We start from the raw sequence: 17,697 nt of genomic DNA, 5'->3' as shown, positions 1-17,697 counted from the left end.
CCGTCCGCGGGGGCGGAGGCCCGGGGCGGGCCCTGCCCGGCGGCCGCCGGCCGGCGGCGACCGCTGCCGGCCGGTCCGCGTCTTCGGGACGGCGAGGATGTTCGGGGGCACCTGAGCCGCGTCCCTCGACCTCCTCACCGCGGTGCCCGGACCGCCGTGTAATCGCACATCAGGCTCGCGGCACGCCCGAGGAGCCCCGCACCATCAGCTCCCCGCGGACCGTGGCGATCCCGCCCGGCGGCGGCTCCTCGCGGCCCATGGCGATACGGCCGGCCCGCGCCCCCGCCTCCGCCAACGGCAGCCGTACCGTCGTCAGCGAAGGCACCGCGTCGATGCTGAACGGCAGGTCGTCGAAGCCGGCCACCGACACGTCCGCCGGGATCCGCAGCCCCGACTCCCGCAGCGCCGCGCACGCGCCCAGCGCGACGGAGTCGTTCGCCGCCACCACCGCCGTGAGCGTCGGGTCCCGGCGCAGCAGCTCCAGCGTCGCCTCGTACCCGGCCCGCCGGTCGTACCGTCCGTGCACGGTCCAGCGCGGGTCCTCCTCGATCCCGGCCGCGGCCAGCGCCGCCCGGTGCCCTTCGAGCCGGTGCCGGGTGGTCGTCCGCTCCTCCGGCCCCGCGATGTAGCCGAGCCGCCGGTGCCCGAGCCCGATGAGGTGCTCGGTCAGGAGCCGGCCGCCGCCGCGGTTGTCGAAGGTCAGCGCCACCGCGTCGGTGTCCGGCGCCGGCGGCCGCCCGCACAGCACCACCCGGGTCCCCGCGTCCGCCAGCTTCCGCAGCTTCGCCGCCACCGCCGCCGCGTGCGGCACGTCCTCCACGGCACCGCCGGTCAGGATCACCGCCGCCGCCCGCTGCCGCTGCAGCAGGGTCAGATACGTCAGTTCGCGCTCCGGCGACCCCCCGGTGTTGCAGGTCACAGCCAGCCGCTCGCCGCCCGCGCGCCCGCCCGGACCGCCGATCTCGCCCTGGATCGCGCTCGCCATGATCCCGAAGAACGGGTCCGCGATGTCGTTGACGAGGATGCCGACCAGGTCGGACGTGGCCGCCGCGAGGGCGCTCGCCGGCCCGTTCAGGACGTAGTCCAGCTCGTCCACCGCCCGCAGCACCCGCTCGCGTGTGGTCGCCGCCACCGGGTAGTTGCCGTTCAGTACGCGCGACACCGTCGCGGGCGAGACCTGGGCGCGGGCCGCCACGTCCGCCAGGGTCACCGTCATCTCGTCGTCCTCCGGTCGCGCATCTCGTCGTACGCCGTCGTACACAGCCTGATCAAAGGAAGCCCCCTTGCCGAGCAGACCATAAGGCCAATCACCCCGGTCGTTCGCCCCCTCGAACAACTCGACCCCATCACGGTCTTGTACAGACCACCGCTGAAAGGCTAGCTTCAGACTGTATAGAAAGCGCTTGCTGCGTTGCTGAGACGCACGCGGACGAAGGGAAACACGTGACACGCAAGACGGTGCGTATCGCCATGAACGGCGTGACCGGACGCATGGGCTACCGCCAGCACCTCGTCCGCTCGATCCTCGCCCTGCGCGAGCAGGGCGGTCTCGACCTCGGCGACGGCACCGTGCTGTGGCCGGAACCGATCCTCGTCGGCCGCCGCGAGCACGCGCTCCGCGAGATCGCCGACCGGCACGGGATCGAGCACATCTCCACGAACGTCGAGGAAGTCCTCGCCGACCCGACCGTGGACATCTACTTCGACTCCCAGGTCACCTCCGCCCGTGAGGAGGCCCTCAAGCAGGCCATCGCGGCCGGAAAGCACATCTACACCGAGAAGCCGACCGCGACCGGTCTGGAGGGCGCCCTGGAGCTGGCCCGGCTCGCCTCCGCGAAGGGCATCAAGCACGGCGTCGTCCAGGACAAGATCTTCCTGCCCGGCCTGCTCAAGCTGAAGCGGCTCATCGACGGCGGCTTCTTCGGCCGGATCCTGTCGGTGCGCGGCGAGTTCGGCTACTGGGTCTTCGAGGGCGACTGGCAGACCGCCCAGCGCCCCTCCTGGAACTACCGCGCGGAGGACGGCGGCGGCATCGTCGTCGACATGTTCCCGCACTGGGAGTACGTGCTCCACGAGCTGTTCGGCCGGGTGAAGTCCGTCCAGGCCCTCACGGCCACCCACATCCCGCAGCGCTGGGACGAGGGCGGCAAGCCCTACGACGCCACCGCCGACGACGCCGCCTACGGCATCTTCGAGCTCGACGGCGGGGCCATCGCCCAGATCAACTCCTCCTGGGCGGTCCGCGTCAACCGCGACGAACTGGTCGAGTTCCAGGTGGACGGCACCGAAGGCTCAGCGGTCGCCGGCCTGCGCAACTGCCGTGTCCAGCACCGCAGCGCGACCCCCATGCCGGTCTGGAACCCGGACATCCCGGCCACCTACGCCTTCCGCGACCAGTGGCAGGAGATCCCGGACAACGGCGAGTTCGACAACGGCTTCAAGGCCCAGTGGGAGCTGTTCCTCAAGCACGTCTACGCCGACGCGCCCTACCAGTGGGACCTGCTGGCCGGCGCCCGCGGTGTGCAGCTCGCCGAGCTGGGCCTGAAGTCCTCGGCCGAGGGCCGCCGTATCGACGTTCCGGAGATCGCGCTGTGACCATCCAGCTTCCCGGCCCCGACGGGGGACTGCGGGCGTACGAGCCGCGCAGCGAGCCGCTCGCCGTCACCCCCGGCACCGCCTTCACCTCCCGCACGGTCTTCTCGGCGGCGCACGTCGTCGCCGACCCCTTCGCGGACACGAGCCCCGACTCGCCCGCCGCCGTCGACTGGGACGCCACCCTCGCCTTCCGCCGCCACCTGTGGTCGCACGGCCTGGGCGTCGCCGAGGCGATGGACACCGCCCAGCGCGGCATGGGCCTGGACTGGGCGGGCGCGGCCGAGCTGATCCGCCGCAGCGCCGCCGAGGCCAGGGCGGTCGGCGGCCGGATCGCCTGCGGCGTGGGCACCGACCAGATCACCGGCCCGGCGACCCTCGCCGAGGTCCGGGCCGCCTACGAGGAACAGCTCGCCCTCGTCGAGGAGACCGGCGCCCAGGCCATCCTGATGGCCTCCCGGGCGCTGGCCGCGGCCGCCTCCGGACCCGAGGACTACCTCGACGTCTACGGCCACCTGCTCCGCCAGGCCACCGAACCGGTCGTCCTGCACTGGCTCGGCCCCATGTTCGACCCGGCCCTGGAGGGCTACTGGGGCTCGTCCGACCTGGACGCGGCCACCGACACCTTCCTGGAGGTCATCGCCGCCCACCCCGACAAGGTCGACGGCATCAAGGTGTCGCTGCTGGAAGCCGGCCGCGAGATCGACATCCGCCGCCGCCTCCCGCAGGGCGTCCGGTGCTACACCGGCGACGACTTCAACTACCCCGAGCTGATCGCGGGCGACGAGCAGGGCTTCAGCCACGCCCTGCTCGGCATCTTCGACCCGCTGGGCCCGCTGGCGGCCGAGGCGGTCCGGGCCCTGGACACGGGGGACCGGAACGGCTTCCGGGCACTGCTCGACCCGACCGTCGAACTCTCCCGCCACCTCTTCCAGACCCCCACCCGCTTCTACAAGACGGGCGTGGTCTTCCTGGCCTGGCTGGCCGGCCACCAGTCGCACTTCACCATGGTCGGCGGCCTCCAGTCGGCACGCTCCCTCCCGCACTTCGCCCGCGCCTACGAACTCGCCGACGGCCTCGGCCTGTTCCCGGACCCGAAGCTGGCGGAGGAGCGGATGAAGACCCTGCTCGCCCTGTACGGAGTCAACCAGTGACCGGCGACCTGTCCCGCTTCTCGATCAACCAGATGACCGTCAAGCAGCTGTCGATGCCCGAGTTGGTCGACGCCTGTCTGGACCTGGGCGTGCCGGGCGTCGGCCTGTGGCGCGAGCCGGTGCAGTCGTACGGCGTCGAGGCGACCGCCAAGCTGGTCCGCGAGGCGGGCCTGGCGGTCACCACGCTCTGCCGGGGCGGCTTCTTCACGGCCATCGACCCGGGCGAGCGCGCCGCCGCCCTGGCCGACAACCGGCGCGCGATCGAGGAGGCGGCGACCCTCGGCACGGACACCCTCGTGCTGGTCTCCGGCGGCCTGCCGGCGGGCTCCAAGGACCTGCACGGCGCCCGGGAGCGGATCGCCGACGCGCTGGCCGAACTGGGCCCGTACGCCGAGCGGCACGGCGTCCGGCTGGCCATCGAGCCCCTGCACCCGATGTACGCCTCCGACCGCTGTGTGGTCTCCACCCTCACCCAGGCCCTGGACCTCGCGGAACGCTTTCCCGCGCACCAGGTCGGCGTCACCGTGGACACGTACCACATCTGGTGGGACGACCAGGCGCCCGCGCAGATCGCCCGCGCCGGCGCGGGCGGCCGTATCCACACCTTCCAGCTCGCCGACTGGACCACCCCGCTGCCGGAGGGCGTCCTCAACGGCCGCGGCCAGATCGGCGACGGCGCGATCGACATGCGCGAGTGGAAGGGCTACGTGGAGGCGGCCGGCTACACCGGCCCCATCGAGGTCGAGCTCTTCAACGACGCCTTGTGGGCCAGGGACGGCCGGGAGGTGCTGGCGGAGACGGCGGACCGCTTCGTGACGCACGCGGCGGACTGACGGGTCGGTGGCCTGCCTGCTTCCCGGGGCCAGGGGCAGGCCACGGCCCTAGGATCGGGTGCGGCACCCGAACAGCGGCGGATCGTCCATCAAGTGGCCCGTGCGAAAGGCCTCGACATAGGCCACGGGGGCGGCGTCCTCGAAGCTCAGGAGTGGTGAGACCAGGTGTTGTCCGCCGCAGCCTCAGCTCCCCCCCGTACTTCTCCCGTTGCGTCCGAGGCTTCCGGCGCTCGCTCATGCGGCCAACTCCCGTTCCTGACAGAGGCTCTGTCAAGTCCACACCTCTGGAAGCGTAGCCACCCTCGACCCCACTCTGTGAGGGCATCACCACACAACGAAGTCACCGCAGGTGAGAAGGCAGGTCGGTATGACGTGTCTCCTGGCACGGCTGGTCGAGCCGTTGCTCCGGTTCTTCCTGCCCGCTCGGGGGCGACGGCGCTATGCGTATCCGTACTCGTGCCCGTACGTCGGCCGCCCGACGGCGTACCGCAGGGGCGAAGCTCCCCTGCGCGGCGAGGGCAGCCCGCTCGTCCGCCCCTGTCTCGACCACGTGGAGACCTACGTATGAGCGGGCGGCTGCTTCCGTGGACCGGCGTGGACGGCAAACCCGGTTATCTCGGGGGCGACGGGACCGGATACGTCTCCCGGCTCGCGGACCGGATCGAGAGCATGCACCTCGGCATGGCGGGCGACCTGCTCGACCACGCGGACGAACTCCTCGCGGAGCAGCGGCTGACCGCCGAAGAACTCCGTTACCTCGCCCGGCGATTGAGCGAATCCCTGAGGGACGTCAAATGTGTCGCCGAGAGCAGGGGTGCACGGTCGGGTTGACCCTCGACCTTGTGCAGGGCCCAGAGTGCCGGTGTGGAGAACGAGATGCGCAGCATCGGGGAGATGGCCCGTGACAGTGGCCTGGGCGTCAGCGCCCTGCGGTTCTACGACCGTGCCGGTGTGCTGGTCCCGGCCTGGGTGGATCCGGTGAGCGGCTACCGCTGGTACGAACCCGGGCAGCTTGAGGAGGCTCGGATGCTCGCCTGCCTGCGCCGGGCCGGGATGCCGCTGGCGGACATCCGGCTGGTGCTGGCCAGTTGGTCCGGCGCGGACACCGGTCTGGTCCGGGAACTGCTCAAGGCACACCTGCACCGTCTCGAACAGGGGCTGTCCGACGCCCGCGGCGAGTTCTCCGCGCTCCGAGCCCTACTCGATCAACGGGAGAACGTCATGACCTCGCTCCGCAACACCACCGTCCGGCTGTCCGTCGCCGCGCCGGAGCTGGCAGCCGCGCTGGACGCGGTCCGCTTCGCGGCGAGCACCGACCCCGAGCTGCCGATGCTCGGCGGGGTGCTGTTCGACATCGAGGGGGAGAGCCTTCGTGTCGTGGCCACCGACCGGTACCGGATGGCGTTCGCGCGGGCCGGTGTCGCCGGGCACGACGGGGGCCGGGTGCAGGTCATCGTGCCCAGCCCGCTAGCCGACGCGATGCGGGCGCTGCTGGACGGCGAGGGGCCTGTGCGGCTCTCTCTCGACGGTGGCCGCGTGTCACTGGAGGCCGGGGACAGGCAGGTGGCCGGTCAGTGTCTGGACCACGACTTCCCCGACTACCGCCGCCTGTTGCCCCGGGTCGGCGGCCGCCGTGCCGTCGTCGAAGTGGCGGCCTTCCGGCGGTCTTTGGACACCGGTCCGGTCCGCTCCGGAGAGGTCGGAGCGCCCGACCTCAGCGTGCTCAGGGTGGCAGGCGGCGGCGCGGTGACCCTCTGCGCCGATGCCGACGAAGACCCGAACCGCATCGCCGTCAACCGTGAGTTCCTGTTGGCCGCGCTGGCCGCCGGGGCCCGTGACCGACTGATTCTGGAGCTCGGCGCGCCTACGACGCCGATCGCGATCCGCCGGCCCGACGACGAGGACGCCTTCTCGCTCCTGATGCCGGTCCGCCTGGATCACTGACGGCATGTTCAGGGAACCTGTGCGAGAACCTCTTCGCACAGGTTCTTTCTATATTCCCTGTTCGCGCAGGCCATTTGTTTTGAATGGCTGTGGTCAATCTGTAAGTTCGCGATTCATAAGGCCTTGGGAACTGCATTCGGTCTGCTTGTGTCTATACGATTCGAGTCAGCCGCAAGGGCGAGCGGGGACTCAGAATTGCGGCGGAAAACAGGCCATTCAAAGCCAAGGAGTTTCTTGTGAACGTGCGTATCGCCATTGTTTCCGTGGTTTCCGCCGTGTCCCTCGCCGTCGGCGCCACCGCCGCCGTCGCGGCCCCCGTCCAGACCCTCACCATCAAGCCGAGCGCCACCACCGTCCAGCTGGGCGACGCCGTCACCTTCACCGGCCGGGCCACCGGTGTCGAGGACGGCAGCCAGGTGACCCTCCAGGTGAAGGACGGCGGCGGCTGGCAGTCGCTGCCCGGGGCGGCGACCGTCGACCAGGGCACCTACCGGCTCGACGGGAGCTTCAACGACGAGGGCGTCTCGGTGGTGCGCGTCCAGGACGGCGGGGCGGTGTCCAAGACCGTCTCCATCAAGGTGGAGACGCAGGCGCCCGGGCAGCGCTGAACGACCCGTGTGAAGACTCCTTCACACAGGTCTTCCTCATGTCCCCTGCTCAGGGGTGTCCGCCCTTTTCGATCCGCTGTGGTTCACCTGTCGATTCGGTTTATTTCCGTTCGGCCGGAACCGCACCCCGACCGGTCGTGTCTATAAGGTTCGAGCCGACCGCAAGGGCGGGCAAAGGACTCGCGATTGCGGTCGGGAAAATCGAGCAAAAACCAAGGAGAATCCTGTGAACGTGCGTATCGCCACCGTTTCCGCGGTTTCCGCCGTGCTCCTCGCCGCCGGTGCCACGGCTGCTGTCGCGGCCCCCGCCCCGGCCCTCACCGTCAAGGCCGGCGCCGCCCACGTCCAGCTGGGCGACGCCGTCACCCTCACCGGCAAGGCCACCGGCATCAAGGACGGCAGCAAGGTGACCGTCCAGATCAAGGACGGCAAGAAGTGGCAGACCCTCCCCGGGACGGCGAAGGTCAAGAAGGGCGCCTACAAGCTCGCCGAGAAGCTCGACGACAAGGGCGTCGCGGTGCTGCGCGTGAAGGACGGCAAGACGGTCTCCAAGACGGTCTCCGTCGACGTCCGCTGACCTCGGCGGTCACCTCTGACCGACCCGGCTGAGAATCCTGCCCCACCCCGTCCGATCCGGGGTGGGGCAGGCGCCGTCGGGGCGTGTCCGCGCCCCGTGGATCCTAGGGATCCCATGGGGCACCTGTCGTTGTCGTTGCCTTAGATTGTCCTTAATTGCTGGTCAGGGCCGCCGACGCGGGCCCGTCGGCCGTCCCGGGAAAAAATCCGCGACCCCCGTACAACCCTCCCCCCACCCCGCCGGTCATACCTGGCATCGGAGCTTTCGGAGGGGGATCCGGGGGGATCGCGGGGGTTCTGATACGGAGGGGAAAGCCGAGGGGGTTCGGTCGACGGACCGGGCCCCCTCGAAGCATGTTCACGGCTGATTCCTGAGTTGTTCCCGGGGGCCGCGTGCCCCAGGCTGCTCCCTGGATGGGGCGACTGTTCGACTCGGGGGGTTGAGAATAGCTGGTGATAGGCGTCGATTGAACGCGTTCTGGCGCGCATGGGTGAGCGTGCCGGGCGATGGCAGGCGTGCTCTGGGCAGGGAACGGGAGTTCTTGCGTCGAATGCGTGACCTTCGCCGCTGGTGGTCGTTGGGTGGGGTGACGGATTTCGGCGACACCGGGTCGGGGGTACGGGCGGTGGCAGGCCGAACGACGGTTCCTCCAGGTCGACGGCGAGTCCGGCAAGCGGTACGGCAACGAGACCATCCGCGTCACCCCCGGCGGCGAAGTCTCCCTCAAGCTCCCGGCGCCGCTGGCGCATCTGGCCAACGCCCCGCACGGTCGGTACGTCCTGGCCGCGACGGTGGCGTTCGCGCACCGGGGCACGCCCCCGACCCGCTCTGGGAGATCACCTTCAGTCTGCACCGCCTACAGACCTCGCGGGGCCGCTGGGCGTACGCCGACTGGTACCGCGAGACCCGGGCCGTCCTCGCCGGCACCCCGCTCGGCGCCGCTGTCCGCTGGCTCCTGGTCCCGGTGCTGCCCAGGGCCCGCTACCTAGTTGCGGGCCAGGCACGGCGGAGTCCGCCCCTCGGCGTACATGGGGCGATTTGCAACGCTGTCGAGTGATATTGCCAACCAGGACAGAGGGCGGCCATCACGTTTCACCAGGATGAAAAGTCCCAGGTGCGGCCAGGGAACCGGGTGCTCCGCATGTATGTGCCCTAGAAGAACACCCCGCACCGCAGCAGCACGTTCGCGTACGGCCGGGCCTCGCCCGTGCGTACGACCAGATGCGCGTCCGCCGACAGCTCCTTCAGCGTCTCGTGCGGGACCAGGGCCAGGTCGGCGAAGTGACCGTCCAGCAGCTTCGCGGCGGCCGGGTTGGCCCGGCGGACCTCGGCCGCCGCCGTCGCGCCCTCCACGACCAGCTCGCCCAGCAGCCCCTCCAGCACCTCCGCGAAGGACGGCACCCCGGCCCGGAACGCGAGGTCCACGACCCGCGGCCCCTTCGGGATCGGCATCCCCGCGTCGCACACCAGCACCGTGTGCCCGTGCCCCAACTCCGCCAGCGCGCCCGCCAGATGACGGTTGAGGATTCCCGCCCGCTTCACAGCGCGTCGACCTCCGCCGCCGTCGGGTACGACTCCTGCGCGCCCCGCCTCGTCACCGCCGCCGCCCCGACCCGGGCCGCGTACGCCGCCGCCCCGGCGAGCGACTCGCCCGCCCCGAGCCGTACCGCGAGGGCCGCCGTGAAAGCGTCCCCGGCGCCCGTGGTGTCCACCGCGTCCACCTTCACGGACGGCACCGACTCCACCCCCTGGCCGTCGGCCACCAGCGCGCCCTGCGCGCCCAGCGTCACCACCACCGACTTCGGGCCCTTCGCCAGCAGGAGCCGTGCCCAGTCGGCCGGTTCCTCGCTCACGCACGCCTCGCCCAGGACCACCTTCGCCTCGTGCTCGTTCACGATCAGCGGGTCGCAGGCCGCCAGCACCTCACCCGGGAGGGGCTGCGGCGGGGAGGGGTTGAGGACGAAACGGCTGCCCGGGGCCACGCTCCGGACCACTTCCAGCACCGTCTCCAACGGGATCTCCAGCTGCGTGGAGATCACCCGGGAGGCGTGGAAGAGGCTGCCCGCGGCCCGGACGTCCGCCGGGGTGAGCCGGCCGTTCGCGCCCGGGGACACCACGATGCTGTTGTCGCCCGAGGGGTCCACCGTGATCAGCGCGACGCCCGTCGGCGCCCCGCCCACCAGCACACCCACCGTGTCCACACCGGCCGCCCGCTGCGAGTCGAGCAGCAGCCTGCCGTGCGCGTCGTCGCCGACCCGGGCCAGCAGGGCGGTACGGGCACCCAGCCGGCCGGCCGCGACCGCCTGGTTGGCGCCCTTGCCGCCGGGGTGCGTGGCGAGGTCGCCGCCGAGCACCGTCTCACCGGCGGCCGGACGCCGTTCGACGTCTATCACCAGGTCGGCGTTGGCCGATCCCACGACCAGGAGGTCGTAGTCGTACATCAAAGACTCCCTAAGAAAATGAATCGAGGCGGCCGGGCGTCCATTGAACCGCCCGGCCGCCTCCTCGGTGGCTCAGCCCGTGAACCCGGCCACGTTCTCCTTCGTGATCACCTTCACCGGCACCTTGATCGTCGGGTCGATCTTCTCGTCCTTGATCGCCTTGAGCGCGTTCTCGACGGCGATCTTCCCGAGCTCGGACGGCTGCTGGGCGACCGAGGCGTACAGCGTGCCGTTCTTGACCGCCGTCAGCCCGTCCGGGGTGCCGTCGAAGCCGACCACCGAGACCGACGTGCCGGCCTTGGAACCCAGCGCCTTGATGGCGCCGAGCGCCATCTCGTCGTTGGCGGCGATGACACCCTGGACGTCCGGGTGGGCCTGGAGCAGGTTCGACATCACGTCGAGGCCCTTGGTGCGGTCGAAGTCGGCCGGCTGCTGGGCCACCACCTGGATCCCGGGGTAGGCCTTGAGACCGTCGGCGAAGCCCTGCGCGCGCTCCCGGGCGGCGGAGGTGCCGGCCTGGCCCTGCAGGATCACGATCTTGCCGTGGCCGCCGAGCTTCTCGGCGATCGTCTTCGCGGCCAGCTCACCGCCCTTGACGTTGTCGGACGCGACCAGCGTGTCGGTCTTGGCGTTGTTGACGCCCCGGTCGACGGCGATGACGGGGATGTCCGCCTTGTCGGCCGCCTTCACGGAGTTGCTCGCCGCGTCCGAGTCCACCGGGTTCACGATGATCGCGCCCAGTCCCGAACTGGTGAAGTTCTGCAACTGGTTGGCCTGCTGCGAGGCGTCGTTCTGGGCGTCCGTGACGGTCAGGTCCACGCCCAGCTTCTTCGCCTCGGCCTGGGCGCCGGACCGGATCTGCACGAAGAACGGGTTGTTCAGGGTGGACAGCGACAGCCCGACCCGCGGGGTGGCGGAGGCGGAGCCCGTGTGCAGGAAGGAGGTCGCGGCCGCCAGCGCCACCGTGATGACCGCCGCCAGCACGTACGTCCCGGCCTGCCTGCCCTTGCTCCCGCCGATCCGGGGGGCCGCCGGGGTGGCCCCGGCCTTGCGGCGGATCGTGTCGAGAAGCACCGCCAGCGCGATGACGACACCGATGACGACCTGCTGCCAGAAGGCGGACACGTTCAGCAGGTTGAGGCCGTTGCGCAGCACCGCCAGGATCAGCGCGCCGATCAGCGTGCCGGACGCCTTGCCCGTACCGCCGGCCAGCGACGCGCCGCCGATCACGACCGCGGCGATGGCGTCCAGCTCGTAGCCGTTGGCGGCCTGCGGCTGTGCGGAGGACAGCCGGGACGCCAGCACGATGCCCGCGACGGCCGCGAACAGACCGGAAAGCGCGTAGATGGCGAGCTTCTGCTTCGACACCCGCAGCCCGGACAGCCGGGCGGCCTCCTCGTTGCCGCCGATCGCGTACATGGAACGCCCGATGTACGTCCGGCCGAGCACGAAGGCCGCCACGAGCCCCATGACGATCATGACGAGGACGGGCACCGGCAGCCAGCCGCCGAGCGTGTCACCGAGGTGCGAGACCGAGTCGGGGAAGGCGATCGGGGAGCCCCCGGAGATCACCAGCGCCAGACCGCGCGCCACCGACAGCATCGCGAGCGTCGCGATGAACGAGGGCAGCTTGCCGTACGCGATCAGGAAGCCGTTGACGAGACCGGCCGCGATGCCGGTCAGGACCGCCAGCACCACCGCGATGACGACCGGGACCCCGTGCTGGGTGCAGCTCCACGCCAGTACGGTCGCCGACAGGGCCGCCACCGAGCCCACCGACAGGTCGATGCCCGCCGAGACGATCACGAAGGTCGCGCCGAAGGCGAGGATGGCCGTCACGGCCGCCTGGACACCGACGTTCAGCAGGTTGTCGGTGCTCAGGAAGTCGCCCGACAGCGCCGACATGGCGATGACGAGGACGATCAGCGCGGTGAGCGCGCCGTTGTCGAGGAACAGCCGGCGTACGGCCGCGGCGCCACCGGCGCCCGATGTCTTGCCCTTGAGCGTGTCAGTGGCCACGAGCGGCCTCCTTGTCGGTCGTGGTGGGGTTGCTGACGGCGAGCGCCATCACGGAGTCCTGGGTGGCCTCGGCGGCGGAGAGCTCGCCCGCGATCCGCCCCTGGGCCATCACCAGCACCCGGTCGCTCATGCCGAGGACCTCGGGCAGATCGCTGGAGATCATCAGTACCGCGGCTCCGGCGGCCGTGAGCTCATTGATGAGCTGGTAGATCTCGACCTTGGCGCCGACGTCGATACCGCGCGTCGGCTCGTCGAGGATCAGCACCTTTGTGTCGGCGAGCAGCCACTTGCCGATGACGACCTTCTGCTGGTTGCCGCCGGAGAGCGTGCGCACCTGCTGTCCGAGGCCCGCCATCCGGACCCCCAGCTGCCGGGCGATCCGCTCGGCGGCGGCATGCTGCGCCTTGAGATCGACGATCCCGGCCCGGGTGGCTTTCCGCAAGGTCACCAGGCCGAGGTTCTCCTCGACGGAGGCGTCCAGGACCAGCCCCTGCCCCTTGCGGTCCTCGGGGACCAGCCCGATCCCGGCGGCCATGGCCGCGCTGACGTCATGGTTCCGCAGCGCGGTGCCGGAGACCTTCACGGCCCCCTTGTCGTACCGGTCGGCACCGAAGACGGCCCGGACCACCTCCGTACGGCCGGCACCCACAAGGCCCGCGATCCCCACGACTTCCCCCGCGTGCACCTCGAAGCTCACGTCGTGGAAGACCCCGTCCCGGGTCAGCCCCTCGACGGAGAGCAGCGCGGCGCCCTGCTCGCCCCGCTCCCGCGGGTACTGCTGCTCGATGGACCGCCCCACCATGAGCCGTACCAGCTCGGCCTCCGGCGTGGTGGCGGGCACCTGCCCGACGGACTTCCCGTCGCGGATCACCGTCACCCGGTCGCCCAGAGCGGCGATCTCCTCCAGGTGATGCGTGATGAAGACGATCCCGACGCCGTCCTCGCGCAGCTGCCGCACGATCGCGAAGAGCTTCTCCACCTCCTCCGAGGTGAGCACGGCGGTCGGCTCGTCCATGATCAGCACGCGCGCGTCCAGACTGAGCGCCTTCGCGATCTCGACCATCTGGAGACGGGCGATACCGAGCTCACGCACGTGCGCGCTCGGCGACACGGCGACCCCGACCCGCTTCAGCAGGACCTCGGCGTCGGCCTCCATCCGCTTCCGGTCGATCATCCCGAAGCGGCGCGGCTGGCGCCCCAGGAAGATGTTCTCGGCGACCGTGAGATCGGGTACGAGGTTGAACTCCTGGTAGATGGTCGCGATCCCGAGGCGCTCGGAGTCCTGCGCACCGTGGATGCGCACCTCCTCGCCACCGGCCAGGATCCGACCCTCGTCGGGCGTGTAGGCGCCGGAGAGCATCTTGATGAGGGTGCTCTTGCCCGCGCCGTTCTCACCGAGGAGTACGTGGACCTCGCCCCGGCGCAGATCGAAGTCGACGCCGTCGAGCGCGACCACGCCGGGGAAGGACTTCCGTATGCCCTCGATGCGCAGCAACTCGTCCGGGTTGCTCACGACGTGCTCCTTTGCACAGGGGTCTGGTTTTCGTCGCCGCGGTTCTCGTCGTCGTGGCCCTCGCCGCACGAGCGGCGGGCGACGAGCCGGGCGGGGAGGGTGACGGACTGCGGGGGCCGGCCCTCGATGCGGTCGACCAGCGCGCGCACGGCGGCGCGGCCCAGCTCGCCGGTGGGCTGGGCGATGGCGGTGATGGGCGGGTCGGTGTGTACGAACCAGGGGATGTCGTCGAAGGCCGCCAGTGCCATGTCGCCCGGCACCTGGAGCCCGCGCGCCCGGATCGCGTCCAGCGCGCCGAGCGCCATCAGGTTGTCCGTGGCGAACACGACCTCGGGCGGCTCGGGCAGGTCGAGGAAGCCCTCGGTGACCCGGCGGCCGCTCTCGGCCTGGAAGTCGCCCTGGCCTATGTAGGCGTCGGGGAGGGGGACGCCGTACTCCGCAAGGGCCTCCCGGAAGGCCTCGACGCGTTCGCTGCCGGTCGTGGTGGCGGCGGGCCCGGCGATGATCGCGAGCCGCCGGTGCCCCAGCCGGTGCAGATGCGCGACGAGGTCGCGGATGGCGGCCCGGCCGTCGGCGCGTACGACGGGGACGTCGAGGCCCGGGATCCACCGGTCGACGAACACCATCGGCGTCCCGGCCCGTACCGCCTCCAGCATCAGCGGCGAGGCGCCTTCGGCGGGGGAGACCAGCAGTCCGTCGATCCGCCGGTCGAGCAGCGTCCGTACGTGATGGTCCTGGAGGTCGGGCCGCTCGTCGGCGTTGCCGATGATCACGCTGTAGCCGAGCGCGCGGGCCTCTTCCTCGACCGAGCGGGCCAGTTCCGTGAAGTACGGGTTGAGTACGTCGCTGATGACCAGGCCGAGGGTGCGGGTCTGGTCGGTGCGCAGGGAGCGGGCGACGGCGTTCGGGCGGTAGCCCAGCGTCTCGACGGCGGCCAGGACCCGGGTGCGGGCGTCGTCGCTGACCGACGGATGGTCGTTCAGGACACGGGACACCGTGGCGACGGACACGCCGGCCGCGGCGGCGACGTCCTTGATGCTCGCCATCGTCGCTCCACCTCCTCGTGGAACTCGGGACCCCATGGAACCCATGGAATCGATTACACGCTTTCGTGTACGGAGGATTGGAATCGATTACACGGGGGTCCGGCAAGGGGGTGGCGATGGCTGAAATCCAATCGTGACCGATGTGGCGTGGCCGACATGACCGAGTGGGGGTGCACGCCAGTGCCGGGCGTGTCGTGACCTCGGCCGGGTTGCGGTGCGGCCGGGTCCGTGCCTGATATGTGTGGTGTGGGCTGGTTGCGTGCGCACGATCCGGACCTGGCGGCGACCCGGCGGGCCGCACGGACCGCGCTGGTGATGCCCGCCCTGTTCGCGCTGTGCGGTCAGGTGTTCCGCTCCCCGACGATGGCGAGCTTCGCCGCGTTCGGCTCCTTCTCGATGCTGCTGCTGGTCGATTTCACCGGCCCGATGGTCGAACGGCTGCGGGCGCAGGCGGGGCTGGCGGCGGCCTGGCTGGTGCTGATCAGCGTGGGCACGCTGGTGGCGCGCCCGCTGTGGCTCGCCGTCGCCGTGACCGTGCTGGTCGGCTTCGCCGTGCTGTTCTCCGGAGTCGTCAGTTCGGTACTGGCGGGGAGCGCGACGGCGCTGCTGCTGGGCTTCGTCCTGCCCGTGGCGACACCGGCACCCCTGTCCGAACTGCCGGCCCGGCTCGCGGGGGCCGGCCTCGCGGCAGCGGCGGCACTGCCGGCGGTCTGCCTGCTGTGGCCGCGCCCGGTCGCCGACCCGCTCGGCACACCGGCGGCGCGAGCGTGCCGAGCGGCGGCGGAGGACCTACGGGCCGACGCGTCGGGGCTGGCGGGGCGGGATCCGGTTCCTTCGGGGGCGGCCGGAGCGGACCTGGGCGGCTCGGGACCGCCGGCACCGGACGCGCCGGCTCCGACTCCGGATGCGCCGGCTTCGCCTCCGGATGCGCCGGCTTCGCCTCCGGCTTCGGCCGCTTCGGCCTCGCCCGCTTCGGCCTTGCCCGCTCCGGACCCGGCTTTGGAGCATGCCCCAACCCCGGGTTTGGGCTCTGCCTCGGACTCGCCCCCGGCCTCGGACTCGCCCCCGGCCTCGGACTCGCCCCCGGCCTCGGACTCGCCCCCCGCCCCGGCCTCGCCCCCCGCCCCGACCCCGACCTCGGATTCGGCTCCGGACTCGGCCCCGGGCCAAGCCCTGTCCCCGGGCCAAGCCCTGTCCCCAAGCCAAGCCCTGTCCCCAAGCCAAGCCCTGTCCCCGGGCCGAGCCCCGCTCACAGGCCAAGCTCTGCCCCCGGCCCAGACCGCGGATGCGGCGCGGCGGCGGTGTGCTGTGGAGTGCACTGCTGGTGCCAGTGCGGAGTTGCGGGCCGCGTTCGATGCCACGCCGTACCGGCCCACCGGGCTGTCCGCGACCTCGCGTGCCGTGGTGCGGCTGGTCGACGAGCTGACCTGGCTGTGCGGCATCCTGGCCGACCGGCCCTTCCGTACCGACCCGGCCCCGGCCTGCGATCCGGCCGCCCGGACCGTGCGTCTGCTGGCCGCCGACGTCCTCGACCACGCGGCCGATCTGCTCGCGGACCTGTGCCACGGCGACACCGGACCGCTGTGCACGGCCGCCGACGAGCTGGACGCGGCTCTGCGCGGCATGGAGCGCAGCTCCACGGCCCGGCTGCCCGCCGACCATCCCGTCGGCACCTGCGAGGCCGACGTCTACGGTTTCCTCGCCGTCCTCGACCTGTCCTTCCGCGCCCAGGAACTCGGCTTCGCCGTCCTGCAGATCGCCGGCAACGTGCGGCTCGCGGCCGCCGCCGAGCAGCGGCGCTGGTCCGACCGGCTCCTCGGCCGTGACCCGGACGCGTCGGCCGCCGCGCTGACGTCGGCCCGTGAACGCGCCGTCGCGCATCTGGGGCGGGGCTCGGTGTGGCTGCACAACAGCCTGCGCGGTGCCGTGGGACTGGGCATCGCGGTGCTGCTGGCCGGCGTGACCGACGTACAGCACTCCTTCTGGGTGCTGCTCGGCACCCTGTCCGTGCTGCGGTCCAACGCGCTCAACACGGGCCAGAAAGCCCTGCGTGCGGTGGCCGGCACGGTCGTGGGCTCGATCCTGGGCGCCGGGCTGCTGCACCTGATCGGGCACCACGGCACCGCCCTGTGGTTCGTCCTCCCGGCCGCCGTCCTGGTGGCCGGGATCGCGCCCGCCGCCGTCTCCTTCGCGGCGGGGCAGGCCGCGTTCACCGTGACCCTGGTCGTGCTCTTCAACATCGGCCACGATCCCGACTTCCACATCGCCCTGCTGCGCGTCCAGGACATCGCCCTGGGCTGCGCGGTCAGCATCGTCGTCGCCCTGTTCTTCTGGCCCCGGGGCGCCGCGGCCGCCGTCCACCGGGCGCTCGCCGCGGCCTACACCGACAGCGCCGGCTACCTCGCCGACGCCGTGGCACACGCCCTCGGCCACCCCGCGGCCGCGGCGGACACGGCCGGCCGCGAGGCCGCGGCCGCCGCCCGCCGTCTCGACGACGCCTTCCGCACCTTCCTGGCCGAACGCGGTGCCAAGCCGGCGTCCCTGGCCGACATGTCCACGCTGGTCACAGGGGTGGTCGCGCTGCGGCTGGCCGCGGACGCGGTGGTGTCGCTGTGGCGGGAGGCGGGGGCGGCCGGAGAGCGGGGCGACGGGCAGACCGAGGCCCATCGGGCCGTCCTCGGGGCCGCGGACCGGGTCGCGGGCTGGTACCGGTCGCTGGCGGTGTGCCTGGACGCCGGTACGGCGGCCCCCGCGCCCCTCCACCGCCGCCCCGAGGTCGCCGCGCGGCTCGTCGAGTCCATCCGCACGGACCTCGTCGACGGCACGGGCCGGGCCACCGGCACCGCGGTCCGCGTCATCTGGACCGGCGACCACGTCGACGTCGCCCGCCGACTGCAGCCCGGCCTCGCCACGGCGGCGAAGGGGAGCGCGGGGGGCGGGTAGGGGAGGCTCCCTGATCGTCGGCGGACC

General features: G+C 71.7%; 15 protein-coding genes and 1 pseudogene. 10 read left to right on the top strand and 6 right to left on the bottom strand.

Features of this window, described 5'->3' with window-relative positions:
• Positions 1 to 169: 169 nt before the first annotated feature.
• The gene (locus tag ACIRR9_RS16880) at positions 170 to 1,216 is read right to left on the bottom strand and encodes a LacI family DNA-binding transcriptional regulator (RefSeq protein ID WP_365344077.1); all 1,047 of its coding nucleotides are present in this window, start codon (positions 1,214 to 1,216) and stop codon (positions 170 to 172) included.
• A 227-nt stretch (positions 1,217 to 1,443) separates the two neighbouring features.
• Here ACIRR9_RS16880 and ACIRR9_RS16875 point away from each other — a divergent pair, with 227 nt between their 5' ends.
• From ACIRR9_RS16875 to ACIRR9_RS16835, 9 genes and pseudogenes are all read left to right on the top strand, one after another.
• Positions 1,444 to 2,595: a Gfo/Idh/MocA family protein gene (locus tag ACIRR9_RS16875; RefSeq protein ID WP_403751884.1), complete on the top strand. Its 1,152-nt coding sequence runs from the start codon at positions 1,444 to 1,446 to the stop codon at positions 2,593 to 2,595.
• Complete coding sequence (locus ACIRR9_RS16870) at positions 2,592 to 3,746, top strand: dihydrodipicolinate synthase family protein (RefSeq protein WP_403751882.1); 1,155 nt, start codon at positions 2,592 to 2,594, stop codon at positions 3,744 to 3,746. The genes ACIRR9_RS16875 and ACIRR9_RS16870 overlap by 4 nt, the downstream gene beginning before the upstream one ends.
• A gap of 32 nt (positions 3,747 to 3,778) precedes the next feature.
• Complete coding sequence (locus ACIRR9_RS16865; protein ID WP_403752315.1) at positions 3,779 to 4,579, top strand: sugar phosphate isomerase/epimerase family protein; 801 nt, start codon at positions 3,779 to 3,781, stop codon at positions 4,577 to 4,579.
• Positions 4,580 to 4,946: 367 nt separating this feature from the next.
• Positions 4,947 to 5,147 (top strand): hypothetical protein, encoded by a 201-nt coding sequence (locus tag ACIRR9_RS16860; protein WP_403751880.1) that lies wholly within the window; start codon positions 4,947 to 4,949, stop codon positions 5,145 to 5,147.
• Positions 5,144 to 5,410, top strand: a complete 267-nt coding sequence (locus tag ACIRR9_RS16855) for a hypothetical protein (protein WP_403751878.1) — start codon at positions 5,144 to 5,146, stop codon at positions 5,408 to 5,410. The genes ACIRR9_RS16860 and ACIRR9_RS16855 overlap by 4 nt, the downstream gene beginning before the upstream one ends.
• Before the next feature lie 45 nt (positions 5,411 to 5,455).
• Positions 5,456 to 6,523 (top strand): MerR family transcriptional regulator, encoded by a 1,068-nt coding sequence (locus ACIRR9_RS16850; RefSeq protein WP_403751876.1) that lies wholly within the window; start codon positions 5,456 to 5,458, stop codon positions 6,521 to 6,523.
• A gap of 236 nt (positions 6,524 to 6,759) precedes the next feature.
• Entirely contained in the window at positions 6,760 to 7,131 is a 372-nt protein-coding gene (locus tag ACIRR9_RS16845; RefSeq protein ID WP_403751874.1) for a hypothetical protein, read from the top strand.
• A 226-nt stretch (positions 7,132 to 7,357) separates the two neighbouring features.
• Positions 7,358 to 7,708 carry a hypothetical protein gene (locus ACIRR9_RS16840; RefSeq protein WP_403751872.1) on the top strand — a complete coding sequence of 117 codons (351 nt, stop codon included), beginning with the start codon at positions 7,358 to 7,360 and terminating at the stop codon, positions 7,706 to 7,708.
• 623 nt (positions 7,709 to 8,331) lie between these two features.
• Positions 8,332 to 8,524, top strand: a pseudogene (locus tag ACIRR9_RS16835) (IS200/IS605 family accessory protein TnpB-related protein); the annotation flags it as partial.
• Between the two features lie 336 nt (positions 8,525 to 8,860).
• Here the strand turns inward: ACIRR9_RS16835 and rbsD are convergent.
• The 5 genes from rbsD to ACIRR9_RS16810 all read right to left on the bottom strand — a co-directional run bounded on the left by rbsD (position 8,861) and on the right by ACIRR9_RS16810 (position 14,727).
• The gene (rbsD, locus tag ACIRR9_RS16830) at positions 8,861 to 9,250 is read right to left on the bottom strand and encodes a D-ribose pyranase (protein ID WP_365344051.1); all 390 of its coding nucleotides are present in this window, start codon (positions 9,248 to 9,250) and stop codon (positions 8,861 to 8,863) included.
• On the bottom strand, positions 9,247 to 10,149 hold the full coding sequence (locus ACIRR9_RS16825; protein ID WP_403751870.1) for a ribokinase: 903 nt from the start codon (positions 10,147 to 10,149) through the stop codon (positions 9,247 to 9,249). Before ACIRR9_RS16825 ends, rbsD begins: the two co-directional genes overlap by 4 nt.
• 72 nt (positions 10,150 to 10,221) lie before the next feature.
• Positions 10,222 to 12,168: a substrate-binding domain-containing protein gene (locus tag ACIRR9_RS16820; RefSeq protein ID WP_403751868.1), complete on the bottom strand. Its 1,947-nt coding sequence runs from the start codon at positions 12,166 to 12,168 to the stop codon at positions 10,222 to 10,224.
• Complete coding sequence (locus tag ACIRR9_RS16815) at positions 12,158 to 13,681, bottom strand: sugar ABC transporter ATP-binding protein (RefSeq protein WP_403751866.1); 1,524 nt, start codon at positions 13,679 to 13,681, stop codon at positions 12,158 to 12,160. Before ACIRR9_RS16815 ends, ACIRR9_RS16820 begins: the two co-directional genes overlap by 11 nt.
• Positions 13,678 to 14,727 (bottom strand): LacI family DNA-binding transcriptional regulator, encoded by a 1,050-nt coding sequence (locus ACIRR9_RS16810; protein WP_403751864.1) that lies wholly within the window; start codon positions 14,725 to 14,727, stop codon positions 13,678 to 13,680. Before ACIRR9_RS16810 ends, ACIRR9_RS16815 begins: the two co-directional genes overlap by 4 nt.
• Positions 14,728 to 14,973: 246 nt before the next feature.
• Here ACIRR9_RS16810 and ACIRR9_RS16805 point away from each other — a divergent pair, with 246 nt between their 5' ends.
• A complete protein-coding gene (locus tag ACIRR9_RS16805) occupies positions 14,974 to 17,670 on the top strand; it encodes an FUSC family protein (RefSeq protein ID WP_403751862.1) in 2,697 nt (898 codons plus the stop codon).
• Positions 17,671 to 17,697 lie beyond the last annotated feature (27 nt).

Origin of the sequence: Streptomyces sp. NPDC101234, from assembly GCF_044767525.1 — a bacterium.
GTDB classification, from domain to species: domain Bacteria; phylum Actinomycetota; class Actinomycetes; order Streptomycetales; family Streptomycetaceae; genus Streptomyces; species Streptomyces sasae.
Note: the sequence above shows the minus strand (reverse complement) of the source record. Positions and strands in the feature narration are given on the sequence as shown.